We start from the raw sequence: 18,978 nt of genomic DNA on the forward strand, positions 1-18,978 counted from the left end.
TTACTTAATCACTCCTAGATTTGGATTAATTAATCTTCTAACAACTTCAAGATATCCTGGCCTATGTCCCTTCGGTGGTACTCATCTTGCCAAGTAATCTTTCCAATTCCATTATAAGAATTTTCAAGGGCATTTGCTACGGAGTTTCCGCGGCCAGTCACCGCCAGCACTCTGCCCCCACTTGTCTGAAGTTGCCCGTTTTCTCCATTTTTAGTACCAGCATGGAATACAGTCGCCTCGGTCACATGCTCGATGCCATTAATTTCATGGCCTTTGGCATAACTTTCCGGATAGCCTCCAGAAACCATCACAACAGTTGTGGCAGTATCATCAGACACAGAAAACTCCGTTTTTCCCAGGGTACCATTGGCCGTAGCACTAAGTAAATCGACGAGGTCAGAATCAATTCTTGGCAGCACTACTTGTGTTTCTGGATCACCCATACGCACATTGTATTCAATGACATAAGGATCGCCGTTCATGTTCATTAAGCCGATAAAAATAAATCCTTTATAATCAATCCCTTCTTTTTTAAGCCCCGCTACGGTAGGCTTTACCACGCGCTCCTCTACTTTTCTAATAAAGTCTCCCTTAGCGAATGGTACTGGAGAAACGGCTCCCATGCCGCCGGTATTTAAACCTTTATCATGCTCGCCAATTCTTTTGTAGTCTTTTGCTTCTGGGAGAATCTTATAGTTTTCACCATCAGTCAAAACAAAAACTGATAGTTCTATCCCTTCTAAAAACTGCTCTATCACTACTCGGCTTGATGCCTCTCCAAACTTGGCATCGAGCAGCATCTCTTTGAGCGTTTCTCGAGCGTGTTCATGTGTTTCTGCAATGATTACCCCTTTACCCGATGCCAAACCATCGGCCTTTAAAACGATCGGGAGTGGATGACTGGTCACATAGTTGAGTCCTTCATCTAGGTTATCTTTTGTAAATGTCTGTGATTTGGCTGTTGGAATTTGATACCTATTCATAAACTGTTTTGAATAGTCTTTACTTCCCTCTAATTGAGCCCCCTCTTTTGAAGGACCAACTAGGCCAACATGATTTAAGCCGTCGTCAGCTTTGAAGTAATCACTAATGCCATTTACCAACGGATCTTCTGGTCCAACTACCACTAAATCGATCGAATTGGTCTTCACAAACTCAGCTATTGCCTCAAAATCATTTACCCCAATTGGGACATTTTGACCGACAGCGGCTGTACCCGCATTGCCAGGAGCTATGAATAACTTATTGCATTGGTTGCTTTGAGAAATTTTCCAACTGAAGGCATGTTCTCGTCCTCCACTTCCTAGGATCAGGATGTTCATTGATTCAATAATTTTGAATGATAAAGGTAGTTAATTTGCGTATTCAGAGATGAATTTAATACGCATCAATCTGAGGTCTTCTTCAGAAATATCTTCATCCTCGAATTCATCTAACGCGTCATCGATATCATCCGAGTCTGCGTTCATAAAATAGTCCATGATATCGTCTTGGCGCTCTTCATCTAGTATCTGCTCCAAATAGTAATCTAATTTCAGCTTTGTGCCTGCAAAACAGATTATCTCCATTTCATCAATAAGCTCGCTCATGGACCAACTTTTCTGCTCCGCAACTTCTTCCAAGTCAATTTTACGATCAATTTGTTGAATGATATAAATCTTATTCTTCGACTTAGAACCTGCCGTTTTAATCACCACAACTTCGTCTATTCCAATATCATTTTCCTCTACATACTCATTGATGATTTTCAGGAAAGAAGCGCCAAACTTTTGCACTTTTCCCATTCCAATGCCATTTATGTTCGCTAGAGCCTCCTCAGTCGTTGGGTAGGTAGTCGCCATCTCTTGCAGCGATGGATCTTGAACAATGACATATGGCGGAAGGTCCTTCTCTCTGGCTATTCTTTTTCTCTCACCCTTTAGCAGCTCAAATAGCACTTTATCAAAGGCGTTTTTAGCCTGCATCGTTGGTGGCGCCTCATTACTGTCGCTTTCAGTGGTATCGACATCACTGAAGTCCAAATCCTTCATCATATCCACGCTGAAAGGCTTTTTCAAGAACTCTTTCCCCTTATCGGCTAATTTCAACAAGCCGATATTTTCGATATCCTTCTTAAGAAATTCGTTTAGCAATGTTTGACGAACCATAGACTTCCAGAAATGATCGTCTTGATCCTTTCCCTTTCCATAAACTTCCAGTTTATCATGTCCATAACTCTTGATATACTGATTATCTAAACCTCTGATCACAGCTACAATATGAGCCATTCCAAAACGACCTTCTATTTGCTCAACCGTTTGGATAACAGTTAAAATATAGTCTTTCCCGTCAAAGGTTTCTCTTTCATATTTACAGTTATCGCAAAGACCTGAACTGCGACAGGTGGAATCATCATACTCCTCACCGAAATAGTGTAGGAGTTGCTTTCTACGACAAACCGCCGATTCTGCATAGGATGACATCTCGTCCAAAAGGATTTTCGCGTTCTCGCGCTCTGTTACTGGCTTGTCCTTATTAAATTTTTCTAGCTTCAGTATGTCGTCATACTTGTAGAACATTACGCAAAGGCCTTCGAGACCATCGCGCCCTGCTCTACCCGTTTCTTGATAGTAGCCCTCAAGTGACTTTGGCACATCGTAGTGGATTACAAACCTTACGTCGGGTTTGTCAATACCCATTCCGAAAGCGATTGTTGCTACGATAACGTCTACTTCCTCATTCAGAAAATCGTCCTGATTTTTCATCCGAACGGATGGTTCAAAACCAGCATGATATGGAGCCGCTTTAATACCGTTGACTTGTAGAAAACTAGCAATTTCTTCTACACGCTTTCGGCTTAGACAATAAATTATCCCTGACTTCCCTTTATTGTCGCGAATAAACTTAACCAGCTGCGTTTTAATATTCTTTTTGGGCCTTACCTCATAATAAAGGTTGGCTCGGTTAAAGGAAGATTTAAAAAGATCGGCTTCCTCCATATTCAAATTCCGCTGAATATCGAGCTGAACTTTCGGTGTAGCTGTCGCGGTAAGGGCAATGATCGGCACTTCGCCTATTTGATCAATAATCGACTTGATTCGTCGATATTCTGGCCTAAAATCGTGTCCCCATTCAGAAATACAGTGTGCCTCGTCGATCGCCGCGAAGGAGATATTGGCCTGTCTTAAAAATTCGACATTCTCCTCTTTAGTCAAAGACTCTGGTGCCACATATAAAAGCTTAATATCACCTTCAAGTGTGGCTTTTTTAATTTTATTCACCTCCGATTTGGAGATTGTAGAATTCAAAAAACGAGCATTAACACCAAAAGCCTTTAGCTGATCTACCTGATTTTTCATTAAAGCAATCAAAGGAGAAATCACAATTGCGGTTCCTTCCTGCATGATGGCAGGTATCTGATAACATAAGGACTTGCCAGCGCCCGTAGGCATTATAACAAAGGTGTTACGCTGGTTAAGGATGTTTAGGATGATTTTTTCTTGGTTACCTCTGAACTTGTCGTAACCGAAGACTCTTTTGAGTGTCGATCGGATTTCTTCTACACTTATCATATTAATTTGTGTAATCTAAAAAGGAATTGTCCCATTCCTTATCTTTGTTCGCATACCGAATGCGTGACTAAATTGAAGTTACAGAAAAATATCCAAACAATAGCCAAAAACACGCTTCTGCTAGAAGCGGAAGCAGTCAAAGCCGTTGCCAACTATATTGACGAAGGTTTTGAAGAAATTGTGCTTCAGATCTTAAACATGAAAGGTCGGCTGATTATCACTGGAATTGGTAAGAGTGCCATTGTGGCGAATAAAATTGTTGCCACATTGAATTCAACCGGAACACCTTCAATATTCATGCATGCCGCAGATGCAATTCACGGTGATTTAGGAATGATACAATCGGATGATTTCGTTTTATGCATTTCTAAAAGCGGCAATACAGAAGAAATAAAAGTTTTATTACCCCTCATTAAACGATTGGGTGCGAAAGTGATCGGAATGGTAAGCAATGAGGATTGCTATGTGGCCAAACATGCTGATTTTACAATTAAAGCGATAGTGAGCGCCGAAGCTGACCCCAATAATTTAGCTCCAACAACGAGCACTACGGTGCAAATGGCGGTAGGAGATGCCTTAGCAATTTGTTTGTTGGAATCTAGAGGTTTCACCTCTCAGGACTTTGCCAAATATCATCCTGGCGGAGCGCTTGGTAAACAACTCTACTTAAAGGTTGATGACATCTACCCTAAAAATGAATTACCAATTATTCATGAAATGGAGCTGGTCAAGGCTAGTATTTTAATCATTTCGAAAAAGAGATTAGGGGCAGCAGCGATAGTTAATGAACAACAAGAACTCGTTGGGATTTTCACGGACGGTGACTTAAGACGAATGCTTGAAAAGCATGATGATTTTTCTAGCCTAACCATTGGAGAGGTAATGACGTCTAACCCTAAGACAATAGAAAAAGGGGAATACGCAATTCGTGCTTTAAATGAAATGCGTGAATTCGATATCAATCAATTAATAGTAGTAGAAGGAAAGAGAGTAGTTGGTTTTCTCCACATTAGTGATCTTATAAACGAAGGAATAGTCTGATATGGCACAGAATTATGTAGTAATCATGGCAGGAGGAATTGGTAGTAGGTTCTGGCCTTATAGCAGGGCTGAAAAACCAAAGCAATTCTTAGATGTACTTGGAACGGGAAGATCTCTTTTGCAAATGACTTTTGACCGTTTTTTAAACGTATCGCAAAGTGAGAATATTTATGTGGTTACCAACAAGCGTTACTACGACCTAGTAAAATCCCAACTCCCAGAATTGTCTGATGATCAAATTCTTTTAGAGCCGATTGGCAGGAACACTTCTGCTGCTGTAGCCTACCCTGCGTTTAAAATTAAGCAGAAAGATCCTGATGGAGTTATGATCGTTGCGCCATCTGATCATGTTGTTTTCAAGGAAAATATTTTCGAAGACAACCTCAAAACGGCTATAAAGTCGGCTAAAGGATCGGAAAAATTGATAACCTTGGGCATAGTACCTACTAGACCAGAAACTGGCTATGGTTATATCCAATATCACTCTAGTCCTTTGAAAAAGGTTAAGAAAGTAAAAACCTTTACCGAGAAACCTGAACTTGAGCTAGCCAAAAAATTCGTGGATAGTGGGGATTTTGTTTGGAACGCGGGAATCTTCATTTGGTCAATTGATGCCATCACTAAAGCTTTTCATAAGCACTTAAAAGATATGGCTGTGATTTTCGAAGAAGGCGAAGAGGTCTACTTCACAGAAAAAGAGCAAGCCTTTATAGATAATGCTTATTCTCAATGCAAAAGTATTTCTATTGACTACGGTATTATGGAAAAGGCATCAGATGTCTATATGGTCAAAGGTAAGTTTGATTGGTCCGATTTAGGAAGTTGGGACTCTTTGCATGAAATCAAGGAAAAGGACGATAATCAAAATTTCATTGATGGAAACGCCCTCCTTTACGACACTAAAAACAGCTACATAAAAGGCCCGAATGATACATTGATCGTAGCGCAAGGTTTAGATGGCTACTTGGTTACGCAGTCGGACAATGTAATCCTGATTTGTAAAAAGGATGCCGAGAAAAAGTTTAGAGATTTTCTAAACGACGCCAAATCTAAAGGGGAAGAATTTACTTAGTTCTTTGCCGGATTACTTCATAACTGATAATCCCAGTAGCAACCGAGACATTTAAAGATTCAATTTTTCCTTGAATCGGTAGTTTCGCATGGCTATCGCACAGTTTTAAGTACTCTGGCGAAATACCATCTTCTTCAGAACCCATTAATAAGGCTACTGGCACTGAAAAATCCATCTCGTAAATGGTATGCTTTGCTTTTTCAGAACACGCGACAACTTGGATTCCGTTTTCTTTAAGACTCAGTATGGTTGTTTTCAAATTATCAGCTCTGCAAATAGGCATATAGTTGAGCGCCCCAGCAGATGTTTTCATTGCATCCGAACCAATCTGCGCACTGCCTCTACTTGGAACTATTATACCATTGACGCCAGCACACTCTGCCGTACGACTTATGGCTCCGAAATTCCTTACATCAGTAATTCTATCTAGGATAATAAAGAATGGATTCTCTCCTTTTTGATAAGATTCAGAAATCAGATTATCTAAAGAAGCAAATGAAACAGCCGAGACATAGGCAATTGCACCTTGATGATTTTTTCGAGTAATCCTATTGAGTTTCTCGATCGGTACTCGCTGTACGGGAATTGACAACTCTCTACACAGTTTCAGTAACTCCCCTGTCAATTCGTTCTTGGCATCTTTCTGGATAAAGAGTTTATCTAATTCTTTGCCTGATTCGATCGCCTCAATTATGGCTCTAGTACCATAAATAAAGTCTGCTTTAAAATTTGAATGCATTTATTCGATAATTCGACCAGACCTCCACTGTGTAACAGCAAGCATCCAATTTTCACGATAACGTTTTCCTCTAATCAATTTATACTTCACCAAACCGTCTTCCACTACAATATCGAAGATAAACCGAAGCCTCCCTCCTGTTGACGAGGGAAAAACCCAGAGTTCTGTACTCTCATTTCTAAACACTTGCAAAGGGTTACCAAAAACCTGATAAACCATACCCCTATCTGTTTTCCATCCCTCTTTATCTTCTGAGAACAAGCGCTCGGACTTTCTAACTCTACGATAATAGTACTTGATGAAATCCTTGGCGACTTGCTCGTTAGATGAGATGGTGCTGTTTACAAATGACTCAAAAGCAGCTCTTCCTTCGGAGGCACTTTTAAGTTCGGTATACTCATCGTTTGTGCTCACATAAATAAGTGGCGTTATTAAATCCGAGTAACTACCATAATAGGGGTGAAATTCGTCGGAGACCATGATGCTCAATAAATGATCTGGATAATTCTGAGACTGGATTTTATAGACTCCTTCCGTATAAAATCGAAATTCTTCTCCATGATTAACACCATACGCTGTATCTAAAGGAACCTTTTCAACCGGATCTTTTACTGATTCATCAAATGGCGGCAATGCTACAGGCTTATTATTAGTAACTCCGTTTACTTCATAGCTCGTTTGAGGATTAAATGGATTAATTATTCTAACCGCATGGCCCTTGTTTATATAATTGGCGAAATACGGTATATCCTTATCAGCCTCAAATAGTAAAAATGGGGCAGGTACCCAGTCTTTAATCTTCAACGGAATATCAATATTGTAGTGCTTATCCCTGACGGCATTGTACACGTCAACCACCACTAAAGCTTCATCCGAAGGATTATCTAATTCAAAAGCATAAACGTACTGGCGAAAATCGACGTCAATAATGTAGCTTGAATCCAGAGCAACCGCTGAGTTCACCTCTTTCTCGTCGATATAACTTGCACGCACATCGTAACTCAACCTGTAATCTGAAAATTTAACATTACCGCTGTTCAAGATAAACTTCAGAAACAACTTGACTTTCCCATCTTGTGCAGCAACACGATGTCGAACTAAAAATTCATGGTCTTCGTCAAATAGATAGCTTATTTCTACTGAACTCATTCGACTTTGAGCGGACAGGCTCATTACCGAGAACAATAGAATGGAAAGGATTATAAAACGTTTCATAATTCGGTGTGCTAATCAAAGATATATAGAAATTGACTGACCCATAACAAAGTTACTCAAATTCAACGATTCTAGCTCAAAAAGCTTAATTTTGGCCAAAATACAAGGATGGCTACGTATACCACTGAAATTGCTTCGGACTCTATACCTTCAGACAACCCGATACATCAACGTCTGTTAAAGGCTTATTATTTAGCTGAACCTTACATAAAAGGCTCCCTCTTGGAATTGGGCTGTGGAGAAGGCCGGGGTGTAGACTTACTCGTCCCACGTGCCGATCGTTATATGGCCTTGGACAAAATAGGAAGTGTTATAGACGCCTTAAAGGCGAAACACCCTGAATTGGATTTTAGACAGGCTGTTTTCCCACCTTTTACTGGAATCGAGGACAATACTTTCGATTCTATCGTCAGTTTTCAAGTGATTGAGCATGTAAAAGCGGATGGAGCCTTTCTGTCAGAGATTCACAGAGTTTTAAAACCTGGGGGCAAAGCCATTCTGACCACGCCCAACATTAAAAAAACATTGACTCGGAACCCATGGCATGTACGAGAGTACACCGCTGAGGAACTAACCAAGTTGGCCTCAAAGTATTTTGAAAAAGTTGAGATGAAAGGCGTTGGTGGTAATGAGAAAGTAATGACCTATTACGAACAGAACAAGAAGTCTGTTGAGCGCATTACACGTTTCGACATTTTTAATTTACAGTACAATTTACCAGCCCCGTTACTCAGGATTCCTTACGACATTCTGAATAGAATAAACCGCAATAAGCTCAATACTTCAAATACTGGATTAGTCTCGGAAATCAGGCACAAAGACTATTTACTTCAAGATAATGCTGATACAGCGCTAGACTTATTCCTAATCCTTGAAAAATAAAAATGCCCGCTCATAAGAACGGGCATCAGTATATTCTATTAATATACTAACGTTAGAAATTTCTATAGTCAGCCTCAAGTCTCACGTTTTGAGCATCTAGCATCAATCTAATCTTTTCTGCCTCTTCAGTTTTACCATTACCTCTTAAAAGGGCCTCAAGATATCTAAGACCTCGGGTTTTTAAACTGTACTCTCTGTCATAGCGCAACTTACTCTGTAAGTAGGTCACCTCGGCATCGAACTGATTAGCCATATCCACAGCTATTTGGGTTGCTTTATCTGTCTCGCCTATGTCGAAATAGCCTTGAACGAACCCGATGGATGATACATCATACGGTGACGCTTCAACTGGCATTTTTTCCATGCCCATGTCCAACATTTCTTTCGCTCTTAGCGTATCACCTTCGGCAATTAAGGCATCAGAAAGGGCAGTGAACATAGATCGATGATTTTGGATAAAACCTCGGTAATCCTCGTTCAAGTTAGCTTTAGGGTCATCAAGACCTCTAAACCTCATCTTCTCGGTAATGTTCTCATACATTAAATCCGTGTTGACCATATCTCGACCAACACCATTTGGATTCATAATCGGTAACAGCCTGTAAGCCATACCTTCCTGCACCAGGTAAGGATCGATGTTAAAGTTTAATGATGACACAGAAGTGTAATTGAAATAGATTGGTCTTTCCCAATTGTTATGGGCAATCAAGTCTAACAACATCATCTGACCTTTGGTCAAAACCCTACTTTGCAATTCACCATTCTGATCCTTCTTGAAACCAAAGAACATTGTAGGTGTAACGTACGGCTTTAAGTTATCAGGAATTATACCGCTCTCTAAAACTGCCGAAGTATCTACTTCCAACTTCAGTATTTCAGTAGGAACAGACATGATTCTATCACCAGACTGCATAGTCAGTTTAAAACCATCGACATCACGTTTCACGATATCCAAATAGTCATCTAAATCTGCCGCCTGACCTGCAAACTGCTGCATTTCATTGATATAAAGCGCATCATTTGTCCCTTCGCGGTAATTATCGATTGTCAAAGAATAAGGGAATCCTTCTGAGTCATTCATTTTTGTAGCCGTTTGATCAATGTACCAATCGGTTTCATAATAACTCATCACAACCACTCTCACGTCAGTTCTAAAACCTTCTACTTCTTGGATATACCAAAGCGGGAAAGTATCGTTATCACCACCGGTAAATAAGATTGCATTTGGTGCGCAAGACGCTAGGAAGTTTCTAGCGGAATCAACTGAAAGGTATCTACCTGATCGATCGTGATCGTCCCAGTTTTCTTTAGCCAAAATAATCGGCGCTAACATTCCAATGGCGATGGAACCAATAACCATTGATTTGGCGGCTTTTCGACTCAGCAGAGTTTTGCCAATCGCCAATACTGAAAATCCAATCCAGAAGGCGAATACATAATAGGAGCCTACATATATATAGTCTCTTTCACGAGGTTCTATCGGTGGAGAATTCAAATAAACAACCAAAGCCAAACCCGTTAGGATAAAGAACATTAGTGTAGCGGCAAATCGCTTAGGGTCTTTATTGAATTGGAAAAAGAAACCAATTAACCCTAGAATCAACGGAATCATAAAATACTGATTCCTTCCCTTGTTCTCTAGTATTGTTTTAGGTACACCTTCGCTAGATTCGAATGGGCCTATCCAATCTGCGTTTTGAATGTCGCTTTCACGCCCAGCAAAATTGAACATAAAATACCTGAGGTACATATGTCCAATCTGATGACTAAACATAAACCCTAGGTTCTGCATAAAACTTGGCTTTTCACCTGGCCTTAAACCGGTTTTTGCCATATAAGTCTGCGGATGACCTGGGTTAGCACTCCACATTCTCGGTAAAAAAGTAGTGTACTCTGGATCGTAATCTATAATAGTTTTATAATCCTTAATCTTATAGCTCCCATCAGCTTTATAGTATACTGGCGCCCCTCTTCGTGTACCTGCCTGTGGAGCGTTGAAATACTGCCCTTTTAGGAGTGGTCGGCTTCCGTATTGCTCTCTTTTCAGGTAAGAGATGAAAGTCATTACGTCTTCAGGGTTGTTTTGATCAATCGGTGGATCGGCTCGTGATCTAATTAAAATTACGGCGTAGCAAGCATAACCTATCAAGATAAATGCCATCGACAAAATCAAGGTATTAGCATTCACGAAGTCTTTTTTCGCGGTATATCTTAAACCAAGAACAATTGCTACAATTACCATAATAGTCAAGAACAATGCTCCTGATCCAAATGGTAACCCAAACGTGTTGACAAAAGTAATTTCAAATGCGCCTGCCAAGGTCGGTAGGCCAGGAATGATAAAGCTATTGATTACAACAATCAGCACTAGACTGGCTAAAACAGCCAGAATACCACCCTTCAATGTTGCGTTTTCGTACTTTTTGAAATAGTATATCAGGCCCAGTGCAGGCAGTGTTACAAGCCCCAATAAGTGGATACCTGTCGATAGTCCAAGCATGTAAGCAATAAAAACGAGCCATTTGTTTGCTCGACTTTCTTCTTCAACAAGCTCCCATTTTAAAATGGCCCAAAAAACTACAGCGGTAAAGAATGACGACAATGCATAAACCTCGCCTTCAACCGCAGAAAACCAAAATGAATCAGTAAAGGTAAATGCCAAGGAGCCAACGACTCCCGCCCCCATCAGTAATAATTTCTGTAAATCATTCTCTTCACCATATTTCGCATCGATTAGCTTTCTTCCAAGCATAACAATCGACCAGTACAGGAAAAGAATAGTCATGGCTGAAGCCACCGCACTGGACATATTAATCCAGTAAGCAACTTGGGTAACATCTCCGAATGATAAAAAGGAGAACAAACGACCAATAAGCATAAAAAGTGGAGCCCCTGGAGGGTGAGATACTTCTAGTTTATACGCGATGGCAATAAACTCCCCACTATCCCAAAAACTGGCAGTTTCTTCTATGGTCAAGATGTATGCGACCAATGAAACTAGAAAAACACCCCAGCCTGTAAGATTATTTATCTTCTTAAAATCCGTCATTTATTCCAAGTTTGAGGCGTGAAAATAGTAAAAATATGGCTCTCAGAGAGTTAATTTTTATTAATCGCCGGGTTTTCTTTTAGCCGTAAACGCTGATATAAAACCAGAGCCAAAATAAAAAGAGCGGTATGTAGGAAGTCGCCACGATTGAATTAGCAATGGACTTTTTCTTTCTCGCCGCAAAATCAACCCCATAAGCGAGCACGATCCAGTACCCAATCTCAAAAAGATTCAGCGCTTGGTTAGGGTAAATCTTACTGTCAGCAACGTCGGCATAATGATAGAAATTCATCAACGAAAAGGGGTAAAAGGCCTGATATTCGAAGTAATTGGGATCTGTACTCACGAACATAAACCAAAATATTTTGAGTAATACTGGCACGAAAAATATCACTTCAGCAATCATCGCGATTTGCCAACACTTATTGTATTCAACTCGATATCCCCAAAGAAAACAGCCAACCCAAAGTATAAACCCTACAACCGTAAATTTGATCCCGTAGACTATAGGAATGGCGAGATACTTAAATCCAGAAATTATCTTAAATACAAGTGCTTCAGGACCTTCAAGAAATTGAAATGCGGCAATTTCTCCGATAATAAAAGACTGTTGAACGTACAGTAAGAGGAAAGAAATGATGCATAAAGCAACAAAGAACAGTTTCTTATCAAAGCTGATCCACTCCCTAACACGAAGCTCTAACGAACTAAACTCCCTTGGCATTGAAAACTATTTTGCATAAAAGTACGATTATAGGACGAAGCACGTAATAAAAAAGTGTCAATGCATGACTATTGAACCGAACGGCCTTAAGTTTGCATGTAGAATAAAAAAAGTGAAGAGACTCCTTATTTATTTATTTGTTTTTGCCCAGCTAGTCATAGCCAAAAGTGTTGATGGACAGGAAGTCAGTGATAGTGCCAGATACTTACTACTGAATAGAAAACTTCAGTTCCAGATTACAGATGCGGTAGATAGCATGTATAATTTCAATTTCCGAAAAGCTGAAGTTGACTTTAACTGGCTCAAGTACAATCATCCGGAACACCCACTTCCCTACTTCCTATTTGGTATCAGTACATGGTGGCAAATGATGCCTAATTTAAATGCTGAAACACCACTTGGTGATGAATTCATTGCCTACATGGACACGGCTATCGTGAAGGCAAAAGCCATGTTAAAGAAGGACGAAAATGATGTAGAAGCAGCGTTCTTCTTAGCAGGATCTTACGGCTTCCAGGGCAGGTATCATTCTGAGAAAAAGAATTGGCTAAAAGCAGCCGGCGTAGGAAAAAAAGCGCTTAAAGCACTTAAAAAAACCAAGGGGAATGAAAGTTTTAGCCCCGAAATCCTTTTTGGCGATGCCCTTTTCAATTACTATTCTATCTGGATACGTGAGAACTACCCTTCTTTGAGACCCATTCTATTTTTCTTTCCAAAAGGTGACAAAAGCTTGGGAGTAGAACAACTCCAAGAGGTATCACAAAACGCCTTTTATACTCGGATTGAGGCCGTCTTCTTTTTGATGCGCATCAAGGCGTTCGAACTGAAAGAAACCTACGATGCGCTTAGGCTAGCCAAACAGGTCCATACCCAATTCCCAAATAATCCGTATTTCCACAGATTTTACGCGCGCATGCTCTATACCGTTGGTCAGTATCAGAGTGCAGCAGATGTTTCACTGGAAATATTAAGAAGACTGGAAAAGGGGCAACTCGGATATGAAGAAGTCAGTGGCCGTTACGCGAGTTTCTTCCTAGGTCATATCAGTAAAAAGCAAGGAGATTGGGACATTGCCCGACCGTATTTTGAAAAGGTTATTGAGTATACCGAAACGATTTCTGATGAAAAATCGGGCTATTATCTCTTCTCGCAGATGTATTTAGCAGAAGAAGAAGCAAAATCAGGCGATTACCAAACAGCGCTTGATAGAATCGAGATTATCCGCGATAATACCCGTAGAAAAGAAGATTTGAACAAAAAAGCACGTGCCTTAAGAAAGGTTATTCGGAAGAAAAGGTAATTATTGACCATTATTCTACCCCTCAACTTAGAACTTTCTTCGATATTACTACCTTTGTACAGAATTATATTTCGTATCTAAACAAATCAGGTCTTGAATTTAAAATTGGATAAAATCGATCGTAAGATTTTGGATATTCTTCAATCTAATGCCAAAATCACAAATGCTCAATTGTCAAAAGAGATAGGTCTATCTCCTGCACCTACTTTAGAGCGTGTTAAAAAGCTAGAAAACTCCGGTATTATTAAAAGCTATCATGCCAAGTTAGATACCGACAAGATCGGCATGGGGGTCAGTACTTTTGTGTACGCTACACTCAAAGGCCACAACAAGCAAAACATCGAGATTTTTATAGACGAAATCAGTAAAATCGACGAGGTCATCGAATGTCATCACGTCACAGGTTCTGGCGATTTCGTTTTAAAAGTCATAGCGCAAGACATCTCTTCTTATCAGAAACTGATGCTTGAAAAAGTAAGTGACATTAACGTGGTGGACAACTTACAATCAATGGTTATCCTTTCTACCTTTAAGGACAGTAAAGTGCTGCCAATACCGGAATAGTCAATGCAACAAGAGAAAAAGCGAATCCTTGAACATTCCCAGATTTTGCAAATCATCCGGAGAATGGCTTATGAGATTTATGAGCAAAACCATAATACTCAGGAGCTTTTTCTAGCGGGAATAGATAGCAATGGAGAGAAAATTTCAGTTTTACTCAAAGAGGAAATTGAAAAGATTTCGGATATTCGTGTTTCCCTCATACGAATAGACATAGATAAGTCTGCCAAAAGCCAACCTCAAGTTAGTTTTTCTGCCCAGCCTGAAGTGACCGATTTCACTTTAATTGTTGTTGATGATGTTCTGAATTCAGGAGGAACAATGATTTATGCATTGGATCCTTTCTTGAAAATGAATGTGTCCAAAATCCAAACCGCTGTCCTGGTAAACAGAAGTCATAAAAGATTTCCGATTGCTGTGGATTATAAAGGGTTTGAGTTAGGAACCACCATTCAGGAACACATTGATGTACAATTGAATGATGAATATTCGGCCTTTTTGTACTAATTTTTAGAACCAACTTTAAACTTACTAATTATGGAAACTTTAGAAGGGTTATGGGATAAGTATTCCGAAACCGTGATTAACACAGGCTTGAATATCGTAGTCTCAATTTTGATTTTAATTGTAGGACTCTGGGTAATCAAGTGGATTGTAAACAAACTCGTTAGTGTTTTAAGAAAAAGAGGCATTGACGAAACCTTAATACCAACCTTAAGAGGTTTTACCAAAGGCATGCTGACCATCATGCTCTTAATCTTTGTCGTTGGCAGAATGGGCGCAGATACCAGTGCTTTTGTAGCAGTTCTGGGAGCCTTGGGTCTTGCTGTTGGGTTTGCACTACAAGGCAGTTTGGCCAACTTTGCAGGTGGTATCTTAATTCTGGTATTAAAACCGTTCAAAAACGGTGATGTCATCAACGTCAATGGAGAAACAGGATCAGTACAGGCCATTTCGATCGTTACTACGACTTTAAAAACACCCGATAATAGAGTAATCTACATGGCCAATGGAGCTGTTGCAGGTGCAACCATCACTAACATTACACAAGAACCTACCAGACGATGGGACTTTGTATGTGGTATCGGCTATGACGATGACTTTGATAAAGCGAAAGAGATCATTCAAGGCTTAATTGCTGCAGACGATAGATTTCACAAAGACCCTGCTCCTTTTGTAAGAGTAGGCAATCTAGGAGATAGTAGTGTTGATATCACCATTAGAGCATGGGTTGATACTTCAGAATACTGGAATGTGCACTTCGATATGATTGAAAACATCAAGAAGGAAATGGACAAAGCTGGAATTTCTATTCCTTATCCACAGAGAGATATTCACGTTTACAACGAGAAATAGATTTTTAGATCATTGAAAAAAGGGAACGAATAAACTTCGTTCCCTTTTTTTGTCCCTTTCTAGGTAGACTCAAATATGTATATTTACGCACCAAATTTTTTAAGGCATGTCTATTCACAAGTCTGATATCAAGAAAGTAACAACACACCAACTACAAACAATGAAGGATCGTGGAGAGAAAATCTCCATGCTTACCGCCTATGATTACTCCATGGCGCAATTAATAGATGGTGCTGGAGTAGATATTATTTTAGTTGGTGATTCTGCCTCTAATGTAATGGCAGGTCATGAAACGACACTTCCGATTACACTAGATCAAATGATCTATCACGCGAGTTCAGTTATTCGAGCTGTATCTCGAGCTTTTGTAGTTGTAGATATACCTTTTGGCTCTTATCAAGGAAATTCGTCGGAAGCTCTGAGATCGGCTATACGAATTATGAAAGAGTCTGGAGCCCATTCTGTAAAAATGGAAGGCGGCGCAGAAATCAAAGAATCGGTAATTCGAGTACTCAGTGCTGGCGTACCTGTTATGGGGCATTTAGGGCTTACACCTCAGTCGATTTATAAATTTGGTACTTATGCAGTAAGGGCAAAAGAGAAAGAGGAGGCTGACAAACTCATCGCCGACGCTAAACTTCTCGAGGAATGTGGCTGCTATGCGATAGTACTAGAAAAAATACCTGCAGATTTAGCCAAACGAGTTTCGGAAGAGGTAAATATTCCTACAATTGGCATTGGAGCTGGACCACATACAGATGGCCAAGTACTTGTGATGCACGATATGCTTGGCATTACTAAAGAATTCAAACCAAGGTTTTTAAGACAATACGCCGATGTTGGCAGTATGATTACCGAAGCCGTAGGCAACTACGTAAAAGACGTGAAGTCAAAAGACTTTCCTAACGAAAAAGAGAGCTACTAAGGCTAGTATCAAACGTTTTCATGCCAAAACATAAAAGCGGATACATTGATACACTCGTAAAGTGTTACATTGCACATCGCAAAACAGAATAATACTATTTCATAAATATATATGAGCGAACAAAAAATAACCATCAACAACGGTGTACTGAACGTACCCGATAATCCAACCATTCCTTTCATTGAAGGTGACGGAATTGGTGTGGACATTTGGCCAGCTGCACAACACGTATTCGACAACGCTGTCGAAAAAGCTTACGGAGACAAAAAATCAATTAATTGGAAAGAAGTACTAGCTGGAGAAAAAGCATTTAATGCTACAGGCGAGTGGATGCCCTCGGAAACTCTCGATGCATTTAGATCATACTTAGTGGGTATCAAAGGCCCTCTAACCACACCAGTTGGTGGCGGCATTAGGTCATTGAACGTGGCATTACGCCAAGAACTTGACTTATATGCTTGTGTTAGACCTGTAAGATGGTTCAAAGGCACACCTTCTCCAGTAAAACAACCTGGTCTTTGTGACATGGTTATTTTCAGAGAAAATACAGAAGATATTTATGCTGGAATCGAGTTTGAAGAAGGCACAGAAGATTGCGAAAAGTTTGGTAAGCTTCTGGCCGAAAACTTCCCTGACAGATATGCCAAAGTCAGATTTCCTGGAAGTGCTGGTTACGGAATCAAACCTGTTTCTGAAGAAGGAACACATCGCTTGGTGAAGAGCGCCATCGATTACGCATTCGACCAAAAAAGAGATTCAGTAACCCTTGTTCACAAGGGCAACATTATGAAATTCACAGAAGGCGCCTTTAAAGCATGGGGTTATGAGCTTTCTAAGAACGAATATGGTGCTAAAGATTATGAAGGTGGACCTTGGCAAATCATTGAGAAAGATGGTCACCAAGTGATTATTAAGGACGTAATAGCAGATGCATTCTTGCAACAGATATTACTAAGGCCAGCGGAATATTCTGTAATAGCAACGCTAAACCTAAATGGAGACTACGTATCTGATGCCCTAGCAGCCATAGTAGGAGGAATTGGTATTGCGCCAGGGGCGAATATTAATTACATCACAGGTAATGCCATTTTTGAAGCTACTCACGGTACTGCACCAAAATACGCAGGACAGGATAAAGTAAACCCGGGCTCGGTAATTTTATCGGGTGCGATGATGCTAGAATATATGGGTTGGCAAGAAGCGGCAAATCTAATTTATCAAGGATTGGAAGCAGCAATAGCCTCTAAACGCGTCACCTACGACTTCGAAAGACTCATGGAAGGAGCAACTCTACTCAAGTGCTCAGAGTTTGGAGAAGAAATTGTGAAAAATATGTAAACAAAAAGCCCCGAAAGGGGCTTTTGTATTATGGTGCCCTCTGTAGTGACAGATAGGGTTTATTCACAGTTCAGGAACTGACGCCAATCGATATTTACCGCTTGGCTAAGTAAATAAAATTATGGCCAAGCGCTACCTTCCATTTTTCCCACTAAAACTTGTCGCATTTCCAGGCGAACAATTAAACCTGCACGTCTTCGAACCTCGCTACAAACAACTGATCAACGAGTGTGTAGATGAGGGAAAAACATTCGGAATTCCTGTCTTTGAAAAAGGGATGAAAGAATTTGGAGGGGAAATGGAAGTCACAGAAGTGGTAAAAACATATGCTACTGGGGAGATGGATATCTCTACTAGGTGTATTGGCACGATTCAAATCTTTTCTTTTGATGAAAAAGCGCCAGGCAAATTATACGCAGGTGGTAATGTAGAAAGCATAGAAAACTTTCAAGATGCCACTATTGATCAGTGGATGGAACTAAAGCATTTAGCCAAACAGTTGATCTCCATATTGAAAATGGATGATAAATTGGATATAGAACTGTTGTCTAGTTCGTTTGAATTAGCCCACAAATTAGGCTTATCTTTGGAGCAGGAATACGACATGCTGCAAATGACCCGTGAATCTCAGAGACAGGCCTATATGATCAATCATTTAGAAAGAGCACTGCCTTTGATTCGTGAAATGGAAGGCGCTAAAAATCGCATCAAAATGAATGGTCATTTTCAGCATCACGATCCGCTGAACTTTTAAGAATGATTCAAACCGACTTATCAGAATTCGGAACCTTACTTATATTTATCCTTGGCGCAATCGCTTTCGCCATAGTGGGTCTTACTGCCTCAAAATTACTCAGACCAAATAAGCCGAATTTTGAAAAGCTCACTACCTACGAATCAGGGGAAGATACCGTAGGAACAGCTTGGGGTCAATTCAGCATAAAGTTCTACATCGTTGCCTTAATCTTTCTCCTATTTGAAGTAGAGATCATTTACCTATTTCCATGGGCAATTATTTTTGGTGATAAAGAGTTGATAGCATCTACAAATTGGAGTTGGGCTTGGTTTGCCATCGCAGAAATGTTCATCTTCATTTTTATATTGGCCTTGGGGCTGGCATATGCATGGCGAAAAGGATATTTGAATTGGGTAAAACCACAACAAATTCAAACGGATTATAAATCACCGATACCAGAAAGCGCGTACAAAAAATATAAAGAATAGC

General features: G+C 40.1%; 17 protein-coding genes. 11 read left to right on the forward strand and 6 right to left on the reverse strand.

What is annotated here, in order from left to right; all coding sequences use genetic code 11:
- Positions 1-29: 29 nt before the first annotated feature.
- Together purD and recQ are read right to left on the reverse strand one after the other, a co-directional pair.
- Positions 30-1,322 (reverse strand): phosphoribosylamine--glycine ligase, encoded by a 1,293-nt coding sequence (purD, locus tag BFP71_RS01895; RefSeq protein ID WP_069833765.1) that lies wholly within the window; start codon positions 1,320-1,322, stop codon positions 30-32.
- Between the two features lie 30 nt (positions 1,323-1,352).
- The gene (recQ, locus tag BFP71_RS01900) at positions 1,353-3,551 is read right to left on the reverse strand and encodes a DNA helicase RecQ (RefSeq protein ID WP_069833766.1); all 2,199 of its coding nucleotides are present in this window, start codon (positions 3,549-3,551) and stop codon (positions 1,353-1,355) included.
- Positions 3,552-3,623: 72 nt separating this feature from the next.
- On the opposite strand from recQ, the gene BFP71_RS01905 reads away from it, so the two are divergent.
- Positions 3,624-4,592, forward strand: a complete 969-nt coding sequence (locus BFP71_RS01905) for a KpsF/GutQ family sugar-phosphate isomerase (RefSeq protein ID WP_069834527.1) — start codon at positions 3,624-3,626, stop codon at positions 4,590-4,592.
- Position 4,593: 1 nt separating this feature from the next.
- Entirely contained in the window at positions 4,594-5,664 is a 1,071-nt protein-coding gene (locus BFP71_RS01910) for a mannose-1-phosphate guanylyltransferase (RefSeq protein ID WP_069833767.1), read from the forward strand.
- Here the strand turns inward: BFP71_RS01910 and rlmB are convergent.
- Positions 5,657-6,403 carry a 23S rRNA (guanosine(2251)-2'-O)-methyltransferase RlmB gene (gene rlmB / locus BFP71_RS01915; RefSeq protein WP_069833768.1) on the reverse strand — a complete coding sequence of 249 codons (747 nt, stop codon included), beginning with the start codon at positions 6,401-6,403 and terminating at the stop codon, positions 5,657-5,659. The genes BFP71_RS01910 and rlmB overlap by 8 nt on opposite strands.
- On the reverse strand, positions 6,404-7,618 hold the full coding sequence (locus tag BFP71_RS01920) for a GWxTD domain-containing protein (protein WP_088124832.1): 1,215 nt from the start codon (positions 7,616-7,618) through the stop codon (positions 6,404-6,406).
- A 108-nt stretch (positions 7,619-7,726) separates the two neighbouring features.
- Here BFP71_RS01920 and BFP71_RS01925 point away from each other — a divergent pair, with 108 nt between their 5' ends.
- Positions 7,727-8,500 (forward strand): class I SAM-dependent methyltransferase, encoded by a 774-nt coding sequence (locus BFP71_RS01925; protein ID WP_069833770.1) that lies wholly within the window; start codon positions 7,727-7,729, stop codon positions 8,498-8,500.
- A gap of 52 nt (positions 8,501-8,552) precedes the next feature.
- On the opposite strand, the gene BFP71_RS01930 is transcribed toward BFP71_RS01925, so the two are convergent.
- Positions 8,553-11,549 (reverse strand): glycosyltransferase family 117 protein, encoded by a 2,997-nt coding sequence (locus BFP71_RS01930; protein WP_069833771.1) that lies wholly within the window; start codon positions 11,547-11,549, stop codon positions 8,553-8,555.
- Between the two features lie 79 nt (positions 11,550-11,628).
- Positions 11,629-12,273 (reverse strand): hypothetical protein, encoded by a 645-nt coding sequence (locus tag BFP71_RS01935; RefSeq protein WP_069833772.1) that lies wholly within the window; start codon positions 12,271-12,273, stop codon positions 11,629-11,631.
- Positions 12,274-12,385: 112 nt separating this feature from the next.
- Here BFP71_RS01935 and BFP71_RS01940 point away from each other — a divergent pair, with 112 nt between their 5' ends.
- The 8 genes from BFP71_RS01940 (at position 12,386) to BFP71_RS01975 (ending at position 18,977) form a co-directional block, all read left to right on the forward strand.
- Positions 12,386-13,573, forward strand: a complete 1,188-nt coding sequence (locus tag BFP71_RS01940) for a tetratricopeptide repeat protein (RefSeq protein ID WP_141719653.1) — start codon at positions 12,386-12,388, stop codon at positions 13,571-13,573.
- Positions 13,574-13,666: 93 nt separating this feature from the next.
- The gene (locus BFP71_RS01945) at positions 13,667-14,137 is read left to right on the forward strand and encodes an Lrp/AsnC family transcriptional regulator (protein WP_069833774.1); all 471 of its coding nucleotides are present in this window, start codon (positions 13,667-13,669) and stop codon (positions 14,135-14,137) included.
- A gap of 3 nt (positions 14,138-14,140) precedes the next feature.
- Complete coding sequence (locus BFP71_RS01950; protein ID WP_069833775.1) at positions 14,141-14,641, forward strand: phosphoribosyltransferase family protein; 501 nt, start codon at positions 14,141-14,143, stop codon at positions 14,639-14,641.
- 30 nt (positions 14,642-14,671) lie between these two features.
- Positions 14,672-15,490, forward strand: coding sequence for a mechanosensitive ion channel family protein (locus BFP71_RS01955; protein WP_069833776.1), 819 nt, complete (start codon positions 14,672-14,674; stop codon positions 15,488-15,490).
- Between the two features lie 106 nt (positions 15,491-15,596).
- Positions 15,597-16,415 carry a 3-methyl-2-oxobutanoate hydroxymethyltransferase gene (gene panB, locus BFP71_RS01960; RefSeq protein WP_069833777.1) on the forward strand — a complete coding sequence of 273 codons (819 nt, stop codon included), beginning with the start codon at positions 15,597-15,599 and terminating at the stop codon, positions 16,413-16,415.
- A gap of 111 nt (positions 16,416-16,526) precedes the next feature.
- Positions 16,527-17,753 (forward strand): NADP-dependent isocitrate dehydrogenase, encoded by a 1,227-nt coding sequence (gene icd / locus BFP71_RS01965; protein WP_069833778.1) that lies wholly within the window; start codon positions 16,527-16,529, stop codon positions 17,751-17,753.
- A gap of 121 nt (positions 17,754-17,874) precedes the next feature.
- Positions 17,875-18,507: an LON peptidase substrate-binding domain-containing protein gene (locus BFP71_RS01970; protein ID WP_069833779.1), complete on the forward strand. Its 633-nt coding sequence runs from the start codon at positions 17,875-17,877 to the stop codon at positions 18,505-18,507.
- Between the two features lie 2 nt (positions 18,508-18,509).
- Positions 18,510-18,977, forward strand: coding sequence for an NADH-quinone oxidoreductase subunit A (locus BFP71_RS01975; protein WP_069833780.1), 468 nt, complete (start codon positions 18,510-18,512; stop codon positions 18,975-18,977).
- Position 18,978: the final 1 nt, after the last annotated feature.

The organism is Roseivirga misakiensis (assembly GCF_001747105.1).
GTDB classification, from domain to species: Bacteria; Bacteroidota; Bacteroidia; order Cytophagales; family Cyclobacteriaceae; genus Roseivirga; species Roseivirga misakiensis.